Genomic DNA, 14,067 nt, shown 5'->3' on the forward strand with positions numbered 1-14,067 from the left:
GCCGCTCGGGCCGCATGGATTCGAACAGATTGCTCCCGAATGTCCCTCGGCCCGGGCGCGGCTACTGCGCCCGCGCGCGGGCGGCTAGCATCAGTGCTTGCACCCAGCCAGCGCAGGCGACGATGCCCGCCAGGTCGACATTCCGCAAAGGGGAACCCGTGGCCCTCCGCATCTCAGTGATCGGCACCGGCTACCTCGGCGCCACGCACGCCGCCTGCATGGCGGAGTTCGGCTTCGAGGTGCTCGGCCTGGACATCGACCCTGAGAAGATCGCCACCCTGACCGCCGGCCAGGTCCCGATGTACGAGCCCGGGCTCTCCGAGCTGCTGGTCAAGCACGTCGCCGGGCACCCCGGTTCGACCGGCCGGCTGCGCTTCACCAACTCGCCGCAGGAGGCCGCCGAGTTCGGCGACGTCCACTTCATCTGCGTCAACACCCCGCAGCGCAAGGGCGAATTCGCGGCCGACATGAGCTACGTCGACACCGCCATCGACTCGATCGCCCCCTATCTGACCCGTCCCACGCTGGTGGTCGGCAAGTCCACCGTCCCGGTGGGCAGCGCGGGCCGGCTCGCCGAGCGGCTGACCGCGCTCGCCCCCGTGGGCGAGGGCGCGGAGCTGGCCTGGAACCCGGAGTTCCTGCGCGAGGGCTTCGCCGTGGGCGACACCCTGCGCCCCGACCGGATCGTGGTCGGCGTACGCACCGAGCGGGCCGAGGAGCTGCTGCGCGAGGTCTACGCGACGCCGATCGGGCAGGGTGTGCCATTCGTCGTCACCGACTTCGCCACCGCCGAGCTGGTCAAGGCCGCCGCCAACTCCTTCCTCGCCACCAAGATCTCGTTCATCAACGCGATGGCCGAGGTCTGCGAGAGCGCCGGCGCCGACGTCACCCAGCTCGCCAAGGCGCTCTCCTACGACGAGCGGATCGGCGGCAAGTTCCTCAACGCCGGACTCGGCTTCGGCGGCGGCTGCCTGCCCAAGGACATCCGGGCGTTCATGGCCCGCGCCGGGGAGCTGGGCGCCGACCAGGCGCTGACGTTCCTGCGCGAGGTCGACTCGATCAACATGCGGCGCCGGTCCCGGATGGTGGAGCTGGCCCGCGAGCAGTGCGGCGGCGGCTTCCTGGGCCGGCGGGTGGCCGTGCTCGGCGCCGCCTTCAAGCCCAACTCGGACGACATCCGGGACTCGCCCGCCCTCAACGTGGCCGCGCAGATCCAGCTCCAGGGCGCGCAGGTCACCGTGTACGACCCCAAGGCGATGGACAACGCCCGCAAGATGTTCCCCAGCCTCTCGTACGGCACGTCCGCCCTGGAGACGGCCGAGGGCGCGCACGTGGTGCTGCACCTCACCGAGTGGCAGGAGTTCCGCGAGCTCGACCCGGCCGCCCTGGGCGCCGTCGTCGCCGAGCGCAGGATGATCGACGGCCGCAACGTGCTGGACGGCGCCCGCTGGCGCGCGGCCGGCTGGACGTACCGCGCCATGGGCCGGCCCAGCTGAGGAATGGCCGCCGCTGCGCCGTCGTTGGAGCCGGCATGACGACGTACGGAGACGACGAGACCGTCCGCAGGATCCTCACCGCCACGGGCGACACCTGGGCCGTGGTCGGCCTGTCCAACAACACGGCGCGCGCGGCGTACGGGGTGGCCCGGGTGCTCCAGCGCTATGGCAAGCGGATCGTCCCGGTGCACCCGAAGGCGGAGACCGTCCTCGGCGAGCCGGGGTACGCCACGCTCGCCGACATCCCGTTCGAGGTCGACGTGGTGGACGTGTTCGTCAACTCCGAGCACGCCGGCGTGGTGGCGGACGAGGCCGTGGCGGCGGGCGCGAAGGCCGTCTGGTTCCAGCTCGGCGTCATCGACGAGGCCGCCTACGAGCGGACCAGGGCGGCCGGCTTGGACATGGTGATGGACAAGTGCCCGGCCATCGAGATCCCGCTGCTCTGAGACCTCGACCCGGCGATCAGCAGCAGGTGGCGTACCGGTCGAGTCCGTCACTGCTCAGTCTGGAGACATAAGCGTAGTCACTCGCTCAGTGAGATGGTCTTGCGGGCGATGGCACCGATGCCGGCGCCCACGGTCACGGCACCCTGACGCAGCCTCGCGGGAAAGCCGGTCGACCGCACGGACGGGTCTGCCTACGCTGCACTACGTGATCCCCGCACTGCGCGTCCGCCGACTGTTCCACGCCGTGGAGAACCACCAGGGCGTGGACGTCTCCCCCGCGGTCGTCGAACCGTCGCTGAACGAGCACACCGACGCCGTCCGGGAGGCCCTCGCGCCGCTGGCCGCCTTCGGCGGATGGAAGCGGACCGAGTACGAGTTCGGCGATCCCCTACAGACGGCGTACGCGCTCAGCCGCGTGAGCGACGCACTGATCTACAAGTTCCAGCCGCTGTTGCCGCCGGGCTCTGAGATCCCCTGGGCGCATGACATCCACCAGCCCGAGTGCTGGCCGCAGATCACCCGTGACCAGTACCTGGCCGCCTTCGCCCGGCTCGGCATGGCCCCGATCGGCGACGTCGCATTCGAACCGTTCTTCCACGAGGTCGTCCACGTCGAGCAGGACGAGCACCCGGAGGCGCCGGTCGAGATCACCGGGACGGTCTGGCCGGGCCTGATGTTCGGGGAGATGCTGTTCAGCCGCGCTGGTGTGACGGTGCGTGCCGGCGCCCGGCACCTGGTCGCGGGCATCGCGGACCGGTCGCCGCTCCACGACGTGTTCATGCGCCGCTACCGGGAGGAGACCTTCGACGGGTCGCTGGCCTGGGGCAGCAACTCGCAGTGGGAGACAGACTTCCGCCGCGACTACCTGACCGACACCGCCTTCCACTTCGCCATCGACGCGGACCCCGACTCGGACCGGGACAGCCTCGGCAAGCCGAGGAGGCTGACTCCGGCCGAGCGATCGGACCTGGTGCGGCACCGCTGCGTGACCCGTCCCCTCCAGGATCCGGATGCCTGGCGCAGCGCCTACCCGGGCGGGCGACTCACCCTCTCGCGGCGTCCGAGCTGACCTGCCGTACGCCGGTGGTCATTACCCCGGCGAAGTCGGGACGAGCCCACGGAACATGGACGGGGGCGCACCCAGGTCGGGCGGCTGTGCCATGGCGGGTCGCCTTCCGGCTCGCCGCTGTGCCGCGAACCGTACGCGCCGGGCGCGGGGATCACGAACGCAAAGGCGCCACCTGTCACTTGGCGGGCCGGCGGCCTCCTCCGGCGTTCCCCACCTGTCGGGTGAGGGCATGTGGCCATCGGCGGGCGGCGACGGGTCAAACTAGGGCGGGGATAGGTGGATCGGTGAGCACAATCGGTCAGAACCGGTGCGTACGCGCAGGATTTGGGCGACTCGGCGCCGTCGGGACCGGCGAGGTGCTACGTTCCGTCACCGGAACGTCACACAGTTGACCCCGGCGGTGCGCCAACACCCCGGGGTCCGGCAACAGGAGCAAGACCTCCCAATGCGTGTCCATCGTAGCGCCCACGTGCGCGACTTCACGGTGCTGCCGAACGGGTTTCTTCAAGCCCGCAGGCTCAGTTACACCGCCCGGGGCCTGCTGGCCGACCTGCTCTCGCGCCCCGACGGGTGGCGGGAGGACGCGCGGCAGATGGCCGACTCCAGCCCGCAGGGCCGCGGGGCGATCCGCCGGGCCCTCAAGGAACTCACCGAGGCCGGGTACTACCGGGTCGACAAGGTACGGATGTCGGACGGCACCGTACGCTCGGAGTCGCACGTGTTCGACCTCCCGCAGCTGATGGCGCCGGGTGTCGCCCGCCCGGTCCCCGGTGAGGCGGGCGCCGGTCGCGCTGACACCCCTCTTGTAAAGAACCGGGTGGAAGAACCCTCCCTCCCTGTCGAGCGGGCCGGGGACACCGGGCAGACCACGGGGGTTCCGGGGGACGAGCAGACCCGCGCGGCGGTCGCCACGCTGTACCGGGTGACCCGGCCGGAGCCGCGCCTGCACATCGGCGAGGCCGAGGCGGTACGACTGGCACCGCTGGTGACGCAGTGGTTGGAGCGCGGCAGCAGCCCCGGCCGACTGGCCCAGGCCCTGCTGGAAGGCCTGCCCGCGACGGTGCACTCCCCCGTCGGCGTGCTCCGCAGCCGACTCGAACGCAAGATGCCTCCCGTCCAAGCCCCCGAGCAGCCGCCGGGGCGGGGGTACGCCGAGTGCGGCCGGTGCCACGACCCGGTGCCGGAGGCCGGCATCTGCCGGGCGTGTGCCGGCCTCGGCGCCCGCCCGGTCGCCGTCGGCGGCGGGGCCGCCGCAGCCCCCGGCGGCGCGAACCGCGCCCGGGCCGCGATGCAGGCCGCCAGAGCCGCCCTGGACGGGAGGCCCGCGCCGGACCTGCTCGGCTCGGGGTGAGCGATGCGGCAGGTGGGCGGGGCCCCGGGCGGGTGGTGGCCCGCTGCGGGGGCGGGTGCGCAGTCGGGCCACCAGGAGGTGATCGGGCGTCAGCGTGCCGTCTCGTCGCGGGCAACGCGTAGGGCGGCTCCGAGTACGTCCGTGCGCAGCGGGTCGCGTTCGGCCAGGCCCTCGGCCACCGTCACGGCCTCTGCGAGCAGTGCCGCCCGCGCCTCGGGGCCGCTGCGTGCGGCGAGCTTCACCAGCAGCCGCGAGAGCTTCGTCCGGTACACCGCCGGGCTGACGTGGACGAGCACCCGGTAGGCCCGCAGCCGCTCGGCCGTGCTCAGCTCGCCGGAGCCGAGCAGCAGCATCCGGGCCCGGAGCACCTCATCGTGGTTCATCGATCCCCCTCGTTCCTCCACCCTCGTGCGGCGCCCTCCGGCACGCGGGCAGCGCGACGGGCGCGACCGCATCTCCGGGGAGAGTGCGGCCGCGTGGGCAGGGGTGGATGGATCGAGTCTGAGGGGCGCCGCCGGGCCCGAGCAAGATCGAACGGGCGTGCTCTCGGTCCTACCGCCGGGCAGGCTGACGAGGCATGATGGACTCGACACTCTCCCGGCGGCGCTCCTCGGGCCGGCCACCGGCGGGCAACTGACCGGCGGTCAGTGCGCCTGCGGGCCGTCCAGCTGCTCGATGGTGGCGATGGACGGGCGCCGGGTCCGCCGGAGGGTGCGGGCGACGGACTCGGCCTCGCGCAGCACCCGCACCGCGTTGTGCCAGGTGAGCTTGGCGAGGTCGGCCTCGGACCAGCCCCGCCCCAGCAGCTCGGCGATCAGGTTGGGGTAGCCGGAGACGTCGTCCAGGCCCGCGGGCAGGAAGGCGGTGCCGTCGAAGTCGCCGCCGATGCCGATGTGGTCGATGCCGGCCACCGCCCGCATGTGGTCCAGGTGGTCGGCGACGGTGGCGGCGGTGGCCTCCGGACGGGGGTGGGCGGCCTCGAAGGCGCGCTGGCGGTCCATCGCGGCGGGCGTGGCCTCCAGGGGGTGGAAGCCGTGGGCCCGCATGTTCTCGTCGGCCGCGACCGTCCACTCGATGGCGGCGGGCAGGATGAACTTGGGGACGAAGGTGGCCATCGCGACGCCGCCGTTGTCGGGCAGCTGGGCCAGCACGTCGTCGGGGACGTTGCGCGGGTGGTCGCAGACGCCGCGCGCGGAGGAGTGCGAGAAGAGCACCGGCGCCTGCGTCACCCGCAGGGCGTCGCGCATGGTGTCGGCGGAGACGTGCGACAGGTCCACCAGCATGCCGAGCCGGTTCATCTCCCGGACGACCTCCTCGCCGAAGCGGGTCAGCCCGCCGACGGCCGGCTTGTCGGTCGCCGAGTCGGCCCAGGGGAGGTTGTCGTTGTGGGTGAGCGTCATGTACCGCACGCCCAGCTGGTACAGGGCCCGCAGGGTGGCGAGCGAGCAGTCGATGCTGTGGCCGCCCTCGGCGCCCATCAGCGAGGCGATCCGGCCCTCGGCGCGGGCCGCCTCCATGTCGTCGGCGTCGAGCGCGAGCCGCAGCCGGTCCGGGTAGCGCTCGGTGAGCGTCCGCACGAAGTCGATCTGCTCCAGGGTGGCGCTGACCGCGTGGTCGCCGGCCAGGTCGGAGCGGACGTAGACGGACCAGAACTGCGCACCGACCCCGCCCGCCCGCAGGCGGTCGAGGTCGGTGTGCAGCCGGGCGCGCTGGTCGGCCGTCAGGTTGATGGCGTCCAGGTCGTAGCCGACCTGCTCGCGCATCGCCCAGGGGAGGTCGTTGTGGCCGTCCACCACCGGGGTGTCGCGGAGCAGGGCCAGCGCTCGGTCGAACAGCTCAGAAGTCATGCAGCTGTTCTATCCAGGCGGGCTACTTCCCAAAGCCGAACGAGGAGGAACCCGCCACCTTGGCCCTCAGCTTCTTACCCTTCTCGGTGGCCTGGCTGTTCAGCTCGGCCTGGAAGTCGGTCATCCGCTCGGTCAGCTCCGGGTCGAAGGCGGCGAGCATCCGCACCGCGAGCAGCCCGGCGTTGCGGGCGCCGGCCACCGAGACGGTGGCGACGGGCACGCCGGCCGGCATCTGGACGATCGACAGCAGGCTGTCCATGCCGTCCAGGTAGCGCAGCGGCACCGGCACGCCGATGACGGGCAGCGGGGTGACGGAGGCCAGCATGCCGGGCAGGTGGGCGGCGCCGCCGGCCCCGGCGATGATCGCCTTCAGCCCGCGCCGGTGCGCGTTCTCGCCGTACGCCACCATCTCGCGCGGCATCCGGTGGGCGGAGACGACGTCGACCTCGTAGGGGATCTCGAACTCGTCGAGCGCCTGGGCGGCGGCCTCCATCACGGGCCAGTCGGAGTCCGAGCCCATGACGATGCCGACGACGGGAGCAGTGGGGGTGCTCGTGCTCATCATTCGGTGATGGTTCCTCGCAGGTAGGCGGCCGCGTGGCGGGCGCGCTCGCGGACGTCGTCGAGGTCGTCCCCGAAGACGTTGACGTGGCCGACCTTGCGGCCGGGCTTCACGTCCTTCCCGTACATGTGGATGCGCAGGCCGGGGTCGCGGGCCATGCAGTGCAGGAAGGCGTGGTACATGTCCGGGTAGTCGCCGCCGAGGACGTTGACCATGACGGTCCATTTGGCGCGCGGCCGGGGGTCGCCGAGTGGGAGGTCGAGGACGGCCCGCAGGTGGTTCTCGAACTGCGAGGTGACGGCGCCGTCCATCGACCAGTGGCCGGAGTTGTGCGGACGCATCGCCAGCTCGTTGACGAGGATCCGGCCGTCGCGGGTCTGGAACAGCTCGACGGCCAGGTGGCCGGTGATGTCCAGGTCGCCGGCGATCCGCAGGGCGAGGGCCTGGGCCTCGGCGGCCATCGCCGGATCGAGCTCGGGGGCCGGGGCGGTGACCTCGGCGCAGACGCCGTTCTCCTGGAGGCTCTCCACCACGGGGTAGGCGACGGCCTGGCCGCTGGGCGAACGCACCACGTTGGCGGCCAGCTCGCGCAGGAAGTCGACCTTCTCCTCGGCCAGCACCGCGACGCCCGCGAGGAACGGCGCGTGCGCCTCCTCCTCGCTGTCGACGACCCAGACGCCCTTGCCGTCGTACCCGCCGCGGACCGTCTTCAGGACCACCGGGTAGCCGGCGCCCTCCTCGGCGAAGGCGGTCACGTCGGCCGGGTCGGCCACCAGGCGGTGCCGGGGGCAGGGGACGCCGATCGAGTCGAGCTTGGCCCGCATCACGCCCTTGTCCTGGGCGTTGACCAGGGCGTCCGGGCCGGGGCGGACGGCGATGCCGTCGGCCTGCAGCGCCCGCAGGTGCTCGGTCGGGACGTGCTCGTGGTCGAAGGTGATGACGTCGCAGCCGGCCGCGAAGCGGCGCAGGGTGTCGAGGTCGCGGTAGTCGCCGAGGACGACGTCGGAGACCACCTGTGCGGCGGAGTCCTGGGGGGTGTCGGCGAGGAGCTTGAACCTGACCCCGAGCGGGATGCCCGCCTGGTGCGCCATACGGGCCAGCTGCCCGCCGCCGATCATGCCCACCACTGGAAAGTTTGCGTTGCCCGGGAAAGTCACGCTGCCCAGGATATCCGGGCCGGTGGGGGGCGGCGGAACGCGCGACCCGCGGGGGCGGGCGCGAGGGAGGTGAGGTGGGGGGTGCGGGTGCTCCCGGCCGGCGGTGCGGCGCCCCCGCGGGGGCGCGGCAGCCCAGCGGGAGCAGGGGCTGCGGCGGAACGAGAGCCTCCGCCTCGGGGCTCTCCCCCTCGGGCTGATCCGGTTGGCCGAACGGGGTAGCCTGGATGGCCGGGTCCAGTTGCGCTGATGTGATTGTGTGCGCGCGTGCAGGACTCCAGGGAGCTGTGCAGCCGCGCAGGCACTCTCGTCCCGCAGGCACAGGAGACAGCCGGGTATGACGACGAACGCCACATCGAGCACCTCCCTGGTCCAGCGACTGCGCGGGCTCTCCGGCGAGGTGGTCAAGTTCGGTGTCGTCGGCCTGGGCGGCGTCTTCGTGAACTTCGGCGTCTCCAACGCCGTGCTGCACCTGACCGGCTGGGCACCCGTCCGCTGCTCGGTGATCGGCACCCTGGTGGCCATCGCCGCCAACTACCTCGGCTACCGCTACTGGGTCTACCGCGACAGCGACGCCGCCTCGCGCCGACGCGAGATCACGCTGTTCCTGATCTTCAGCGGCATCGGGATGCTGATCGAGAACGGCACGGTCTGGTTCGCGACGTACACCCTGGGCCTGCACGGGCCGCTGGCGTACAACATCTCCAAGGCGTTCGGCACCGGCCTGGGCACGCTGTTCCGCTTCTTCTCGTACCGGACCTGGGTCTTCAAGGCGATGCCCGAGGTCCCGGCAGCCGAGCCCGCACCGGGGACCAACCCGGCGACCTCCCCCGGCGCTCAGACGCCCGCGGTCGTCGAGCAGGCCGAACTGCTGCTCGCCACCGAGGAAGTCCACCACTACGCGAAGTAGGCCGGGGCGAGAACCGGCCCCGACGCAACGCGGACCTGGGGCGACGCGGACCCGGGGCCACCCGGACCCGGGCGTCCGCCCCCGCGAGCGGACGGGCGCTACCCCTTGTTGTGGCTGCGGCCCATGAAGAGGGCGAACACCGGCGGGCGCAGCTGGAGCAGTTCGAGCCTGCCGCCGTCCGCCTCGGCCAGGTCGCGGGCGACGGCGAGGCCGATACCGGTGGAGTTGCGGCCGCTGACCGCCCGCTCGAAGACCCGGTTGCCCAGTTCCAGCGGGACGCCGCTGCCCTCGTCCTGGACCTCGACGACGATCGAGGTGCCGGAGGGGCGCACCCGCAGCGTGATCATCCCCGCGCCGTGCATCAGCGAGTTCTCGATCAGGGTGGCCAGCACCTGCGCGACCGTGCCCGGGGTGCCGACGGCGGCGACCCCGCGCAGGCCCTCGACCTGAAGCGTCCGGCCGGTGTCGCGCAGCGACGGCCCCCACTCCTCCACCTGCTGCTTGATCACATCGTCCAGGTCGAACGCGACGGCGGCCGGGCTGCGCGGATCGCGCTGGTTGGTGAGCAGCCGCTGCACCACGTCGGTGAGCCGTTCGACCTGCTGGAGCGCGATGTTCGCCTCCTCCTTGACCGTCTCCGGCTCCTCGGCGAGGGAGGTGATCTCCTCCAGCCGCATCGAGAGGGCGGTCAGCGGGGTGCGCAACTGGTGTGAGGCGTCGGCGGCGAGCCGGCGCTCGGCGGTGAGCATCCGGGCGATCCGCTCGGCGCTCTGGTCCAGCACCTCGGCGACCCGGTCGAGTTCGGGTACGCCGTAGCGGCGGTCGCGCGGGCGCGGGTCGCCGGAGCCGAGCCGTTCGGCCGTCTCGGCGAGGTCGGTGAGCGGGCGGGCCAGCCGCTTGGCCTGCCAGACGGCGAGGGCGACGGCGGCCTGTACGGCGAGCAGGGCGACCACGCCGAGCAGCAGCAGCATGTTGCCGATCTCGTGGTCGACGGTCGCGCGGGACTGCTCGACGATCACCGTCTCGCCGCTCGCGCCGACCTCCACCGCCTTGAGCAGGTGGCTGCCGCTGGGGCGCTGGCCGGTGGAGACGGCCGGGCGGCCGGGGATGTCGACCTCGACGTAGCTGCCCTCGGTGACCTGGTTGGCGAACTTCTCGCCGGTGACGGGCTCGCCCGCCGCGAGCCGGTTCTCCACCAGGGCGAGCACCCGGACGGCGGCCGCGTCCACCCGGTCCTGGGCGGAGTTGACGATGGTGCGCTTCTCGACTAGGGCGAGCGGGACGCAGAACACCGTCACCACCACCAGGACCACGCCGAGCAGCGAGTTGATCATCCTGCGTTTCACGCTGCGGCTCCAGACGCCCTTGCTCGTCCTGCTGTCCTAGCGGGTCAGTTCTTCTCGAACCGGAAGCCGACCCCGCGCACGGTGGCGATGTAGCGGGGGTTGGTCGCGTCGTCGCCGAGCTTCTTGCGCAGCCAGGAGATGTGCATGTCCAGCGTCTTGGTGGAGGTCCACCAGGTGGTGTCCCAGACCTGGCGCATGATCTCCTCGCGGGTGACCACCCGGCCGGCGTCCCTGACCAGGACCCGCAGCAGCTCGAACTCCTTGGCGGAGAGGGTGAGCTCCTCCTCGCCGAGCCAGGCGCGGTGCGACTCGATGTCGATCTTCACGCCGTGCGCGCCGGTGGTCAGCTGGTCTACGTTGCCGCGGCGCAGCAGCGCCCGGACCCGGGCCAGCAGCTCGGCGAGGCGGAACGGCTTGGTGACGTAGTCGTCGGCGCCCGCGTCCAGGCCGACCACGGTGTCCACCTCGTCCGCGCGGGCGGTGAGCACCAGAACGGGGCAGCTCTTGCCGTCCGCGCGCAGCCGGCGGCAGACCTCCAGGCCGTCCATCTCGGGCAGGCCGAGGTCGAGGACCACCAGGTCGACCTCCTCGGTGAGCCCGGCGGCCAGCGCGGTCGGGCCGTCCTCGCGGACGAGCACCTCGTAGCCCTCGCGTCGCAGGGCCCGCGCCAGCGGCTCGGAGATCGCCGGGTCGTCCTCGGCAAGCAGCACACAGGTCATGGGGCGATCGTAGTCCGCCCGGATGGCGGCCATGACGCCGTGAGCTAGTTCACAGACGGTGATCGTTATACAAAGCGTCACCATGATCCGCACTTCCGGGGTGAACCATCTCTTCGTCGAAGATCCTACGATTCGATCTTGCGTTTGAAGGAACAGATGCCGAGCTACCATCGATAGCCACGCCGGGGCAGGTAACGGCTTTACCTCCTTGATACCAATTTCGCGTGCTTTGTCATCCGATGTTCCCAAAAGTCGCCACGTACAGTGGTTCAGTCCCCGTCCGCCTGCAACCCCCCTCGGCGGACGATGTCTGGCAAGGAACCACTCTTCATGGCGTCTACCACCCTGGATGCCGGCATACAGTCGGCCCCTCCCAGCGGCAAGACCTTCCTCGGGCACCCCCGCGGCCTCGCCACCCTCTTCATGAGTGAGATGTGGGAGCGCTTCAGCTACTACGGCATGCGTGCCCTGCTGGTGCTCTACATGACCGCCGCCACCACCGATGGCGGACTCGGCATGAAGGTCGCGGTCGCCACCGCCGTCTACAGCGTGTACACCGCGATGGTCTACCTGCTGGCCCTTCCGGGCGGCTGGATCGCCGACCGATTCATCGGCGCCCGCAAGACCGTCGCCCTCGGCGGCGTGATCATCATGGCCGGCCACTTCATGCTGGCCGTGCCGGCCCAGGTGTCCTTCTTCGTCGGCCTGGTGTTCATCGCCGTCGGCTCCGGCCTGCTCAAGGCCAACATCTCCACGATGGTCGGCCACCTGTACGACGGCCCGAACGACCCGCGTCGCGATGGTGGCTTCACCATCTTCTACATGGGCATCAACCTCGGGGCCTTCGCCGCCCCGCTGGTGATCGGCACCGTCGGCCAGAGCGTCAACTGGCACCTCGGCTTCGCCCTCGCGGGCATCGGCATGGCGCTCGGCCTGTCCCAGTTCCTGCTGGGCACCCGCCACCTGAGCGCCAAGAGCGACGTGGTGACCTCGCCGATCTCGCCCGCCGAGAAGAGCGTCATCCTGCGCAAGGCCGGCCTGTGGCTGGCCGCCGCCGTGGTCTTCTACGGCGTGGTCGTGCTGACCGGTCACTTCACCATCAACTGGGCGATCTGGCCGCTGTCCATCGCCGGTATCGCGATCCCCGTGTTCGTCTTCGCCAAGGTGAAGCGCGACAAGGACCTCGACTCCGCCGAGCAGTCCAAGATGAGCGGCTACATCTGGTTCTTCGTCGCGGCCGCCGCGTTCTGGATGATCTACGACCAGTCCGGCTCCACGCTGAGCGTCTTCGCCGACGAGAACACCGCCTCCACGCTGTTCGGGATCGACTTCCCGTCCAGCTGGTTCCAGTCGCTGAACCCGCTCTACATCATGGCGCTGGCCCCGGTCTTCGCCTGGCTCTGGGTCTGGCTCTCGCGCCGCGGGAAGAACCCCAGCACCACCATGAAGTTCGCCTTCGGCCTGCTCATGGTCGGCGGTTCCTTCCTGGTCATGATGATGGCGATGGCCGCGGCCGGCGGCGGCGTCAAGGTCACGCCGCTCTGGCTGGCGATGGTCTACCTGGTCCAGACCGTCGGTGAGCTGACGCTCTCCCCGGTCGGCCTCTCCGTCACCACCAAGCTGGCCCCGGCGAAGTACGCCAGCCAGATGATGGGCGTCTGGTTCCTCGCCGTCACGGCGGGCGACTGCGTCGCCGCGATCATCCAGCTGGGCCTGGGCGACGCCACCGGCAGCACCTGGTACTTCGCCTTCCAGGGCGTACTGGCGATCATCGCCGGTCTCGCGCTGGCGATGTACCGCAAGAAGGTCGTCAGGCTCATGGGCGACGTGCACTGACACTCGCGCACTGACACCGCTCACGCCCGCGGCCCGGTACCGATCACTCGATCGGTACCGGGCCGCGGGCGTCGGGCGCTGCCTGCCCGGGACCTCAGACCTCCCGGACCCCGGCGCGCCAGACGGCGGCGGTGAGCGGGACGCCCGGGCGGTAGGCGAGGTGGACGTGCGAGGGGGCGTCCAACAGCAGCAGGTCGGCCCGGGCCCCGGGAGCGATCCAGCCAACGTCGGTACGGCGCAGGGCCCGGGCGCCGCCGGCGGTGGCGGCGTGCACGGCCTCGTCGGGGGTCATACCCATCTCCCGGACGGCGACGGCCACGCAGAAGGCCATCGAGCTGGTGAAGCTGGAGCCCGGGTTACAGTCGGTGGAGAGCGCGACGGTGGCGCCCACGTCGATCAGCCGGCGGGCGTCCGGATAGGGGGCGCGCGTGGAGAACTCCGCGCCGGGCAGCAGGGTGGCGACCGTCTCCGAGCCGGCCAGCGCCGCCACGTCCTCGTCGGTCAGGTGGGTGCAGTGGTCGGCCGAGGCCGCGCCGAGCTCGACGGCGAGCTGCACACCGGGGCCGTACGACAGCTGGTTGGCGTGCACCCGGGGGGTCAGCCCGCGCTTGACGCCGGCCGTCAGGATCGCCCTGGCCTGGTCGCCGTCGAAGGCGCCGTTCTCGCAGAAGACGTCCACCCAGCGGGCGTGCGGGGCGCAGGCGTCGAGCATCTCGCCGGTGACCAGCGCGACGTAGCCCGCCGGGTCGTCGGCGTACTCGGGGGCGACCACGTGCGCGCCGAGGTAGGTGGTCTCGGGCGTGTGCGCCGCGGCGATCCGCAGGGCGCGGGCCTCGTCCTCGACGGTCAGGCCGTAGCCGGACTTGCACTCGATGGTGGTGGTGCCCTGGCGCAGCGCCTCGCCGACGAACCGGGCCAGGTTGGCGTCCAGCTGCTCGTCGGTGGCGGCGCGGGTGGCGGCGACGGTGGTCCGGATGCCGCCGGCGGTGTAGGCCTGGCCGGACATCCGGGCGTTGAACTCGGCGGTGCGGTCGCCCGCGAAGACCAGGTGGGAGTGCGAGTCGACGAAGCCGGGCAGCAGCGCGCGGCCCGCGGCGTCGTGGCGGTCGTCGGCGGCGGGCGCGTCGACGGCCCGGCCGACCCAGGCGATCACGCCGCCGTCCACGATCACGGCCGCGTCGGTGAGCAGGCCGAGCGGGCCGCTGCCGTGGGCCGGGTCATTGGTGACCAGGCTGCCGATGTCGGTGATCAGGGTGCTCAACGGGGGCCCTCTCGGTGGATGTCACGGGTCGCTACGGGGGTGCCCCGGCCGAAGACGGGGGTGTGGCCGG

The 14,067-nt window shown here is 71.7% G+C and carries 13 protein-coding genes; 6 read left to right on the top strand and 7 right to left on the bottom strand.

The genetic code is table 11. The features are described 5' to 3' along the window. The first annotated feature begins 158 nt into the window (after positions 1-158). The 4 genes from ACIBH3_RS12340 to ACIBH3_RS12355 all read left to right on the top strand — a co-directional run bounded on the left by ACIBH3_RS12340 (position 159) and on the right by ACIBH3_RS12355 (position 4,362). On the top strand, positions 159-1,496 hold the full coding sequence (locus ACIBH3_RS12340; protein ID WP_396311887.1) for a UDP-glucose dehydrogenase family protein: 1,338 nt from the start codon (positions 159-161) through the stop codon (positions 1,494-1,496). A 35-nt stretch (positions 1,497-1,531) separates the two neighbouring features. Continuing rightward, complete coding sequence (locus tag ACIBH3_RS12345) at positions 1,532-1,942, top strand: CoA-binding protein (protein WP_396311888.1); 411 nt, start codon at positions 1,532-1,534, stop codon at positions 1,940-1,942. 205 nt (positions 1,943-2,147) lie between these two features. Next, complete coding sequence (locus ACIBH3_RS12350) at positions 2,148-3,011, top strand: hypothetical protein (RefSeq protein WP_396311889.1); 864 nt, start codon at positions 2,148-2,150, stop codon at positions 3,009-3,011. Positions 3,012-3,456: 445 nt separating this feature from the next. Further along, the gene (locus ACIBH3_RS12355) at positions 3,457-4,362 is read left to right on the top strand and encodes a hypothetical protein (RefSeq protein WP_396311890.1); all 906 of its coding nucleotides are present in this window, start codon (positions 3,457-3,459) and stop codon (positions 4,360-4,362) included. An 89-nt stretch (positions 4,363-4,451) separates the two neighbouring features. On the opposite strand, the gene ACIBH3_RS12360 is transcribed toward ACIBH3_RS12355, so the two are convergent. From ACIBH3_RS12360 to ACIBH3_RS12375, 4 genes are all read right to left on the bottom strand, one after another. After that, on the bottom strand, positions 4,452-4,745 hold the full coding sequence (locus ACIBH3_RS12360) for a hypothetical protein (protein WP_396311891.1): 294 nt from the start codon (positions 4,743-4,745) through the stop codon (positions 4,452-4,454). Positions 4,746-5,006: 261 nt separating this feature from the next. Beyond that, entirely contained in the window at positions 5,007-6,209 is a 1,203-nt protein-coding gene (locus ACIBH3_RS12365) for a dipeptidase (protein ID WP_396311892.1), read from the bottom strand. A gap of 22 nt (positions 6,210-6,231) precedes the next feature. Continuing rightward, complete coding sequence (gene purE, locus ACIBH3_RS12370; RefSeq protein WP_396311893.1) at positions 6,232-6,771, bottom strand: 5-(carboxyamino)imidazole ribonucleotide mutase; 540 nt, start codon at positions 6,769-6,771, stop codon at positions 6,232-6,234. Then, positions 6,771-7,937 carry a 5-(carboxyamino)imidazole ribonucleotide synthase gene (locus ACIBH3_RS12375; protein WP_396312075.1) on the bottom strand — a complete coding sequence of 389 codons (1,167 nt, stop codon included), beginning with the start codon at positions 7,935-7,937 and terminating at the stop codon, positions 6,771-6,773. The genes purE and ACIBH3_RS12375 overlap by 1 nt, the downstream gene beginning before the upstream one ends. Before the next feature lie 325 nt (positions 7,938-8,262). Between ACIBH3_RS12375 and ACIBH3_RS12380 the strand changes: the two genes are divergently transcribed. After that, positions 8,263-8,835 (top strand): GtrA family protein, encoded by a 573-nt coding sequence (locus tag ACIBH3_RS12380; RefSeq protein ID WP_396311894.1) that lies wholly within the window; start codon positions 8,263-8,265, stop codon positions 8,833-8,835. Between the two features lie 98 nt (positions 8,836-8,933). Here the strand turns inward: ACIBH3_RS12380 and ACIBH3_RS12385 are convergent, their stop codons facing one another. Together ACIBH3_RS12385 and ACIBH3_RS12390 are read right to left on the bottom strand one after the other, a co-directional pair. Beyond that, positions 8,934-10,181 carry an ATP-binding protein gene (locus tag ACIBH3_RS12385; RefSeq protein WP_396311895.1) on the bottom strand — a complete coding sequence of 416 codons (1,248 nt, stop codon included), beginning with the start codon at positions 10,179-10,181 and terminating at the stop codon, positions 8,934-8,936. A gap of 44 nt (positions 10,182-10,225) precedes the next feature. Then, entirely contained in the window at positions 10,226-10,900 is a 675-nt protein-coding gene (locus tag ACIBH3_RS12390) for a response regulator transcription factor (protein WP_396311896.1), read from the bottom strand. 330 nt (positions 10,901-11,230) lie between these two features. Here ACIBH3_RS12390 and ACIBH3_RS12395 point away from each other — a divergent pair, with 330 nt between their 5' ends. Beyond that, positions 11,231-12,736 (top strand): peptide MFS transporter, encoded by a 1,506-nt coding sequence (locus tag ACIBH3_RS12395; RefSeq protein ID WP_396311897.1) that lies wholly within the window; start codon positions 11,231-11,233, stop codon positions 12,734-12,736. A gap of 94 nt (positions 12,737-12,830) precedes the next feature. On the opposite strand, the gene hutI is transcribed toward ACIBH3_RS12395, so the two are convergent. After that, on the bottom strand, positions 12,831-13,997 hold the full coding sequence (gene hutI / locus ACIBH3_RS12400) for an imidazolonepropionase (RefSeq protein ID WP_396311898.1): 1,167 nt from the start codon (positions 13,995-13,997) through the stop codon (positions 12,831-12,833). Positions 13,998-14,067: the final 70 nt, after the last annotated feature.

This window comes from Kitasatospora sp. NPDC050543 (assembly GCF_044457565.1).
Taxonomy (GTDB): Bacteria; Actinomycetota; Actinomycetes; order Streptomycetales; family Streptomycetaceae; genus Kitasatospora.

What these genes read in the sequence shown, in the direction of transcription:
- ACIBH3_RS12345 (WP_396311888.1), top strand. Translation starts at nt 1,532, where the DNA reads ATGACGACGTACGGAGACGACGAGACCGTCCGCAGGATCCTCACCGCC.
- purE (WP_396311893.1), bottom strand. Translation starts at nt 6,771, where the DNA reads ATGAGCACGAGCACCCCCACTGCTCCCGTCGTCGGCATCGTCATGGGC.
- ACIBH3_RS12395 (WP_396311897.1), top strand. Translation starts at nt 11,231, where the DNA reads ATGGCGTCTACCACCCTGGATGCCGGCATACAGTCGGCCCCTCCCAGC.
- ACIBH3_RS12355 (WP_396311890.1), top strand. Translation starts at nt 3,457, where the DNA reads ATGCGTGTCCATCGTAGCGCCCACGTGCGCGACTTCACGGTGCTGCCG.
- ACIBH3_RS12380 (WP_396311894.1), top strand. Translation starts at nt 8,263, where the DNA reads ATGACGACGAACGCCACATCGAGCACCTCCCTGGTCCAGCGACTGCGC.
- ACIBH3_RS12390 (WP_396311896.1), bottom strand. Translation starts at nt 10,900, where the DNA reads ATGACCTGTGTGCTGCTTGCCGAGGACGACCCGGCGATCTCCGAGCCG.
- ACIBH3_RS12360 (WP_396311891.1), bottom strand. Translation starts at nt 4,745, where the DNA reads ATGAACCACGATGAGGTGCTCCGGGCCCGGATGCTGCTGCTCGGCTCC.
- ACIBH3_RS12365 (WP_396311892.1), bottom strand. Translation starts at nt 6,209, where the DNA reads ATGACTTCTGAGCTGTTCGACCGAGCGCTGGCCCTGCTCCGCGACACC.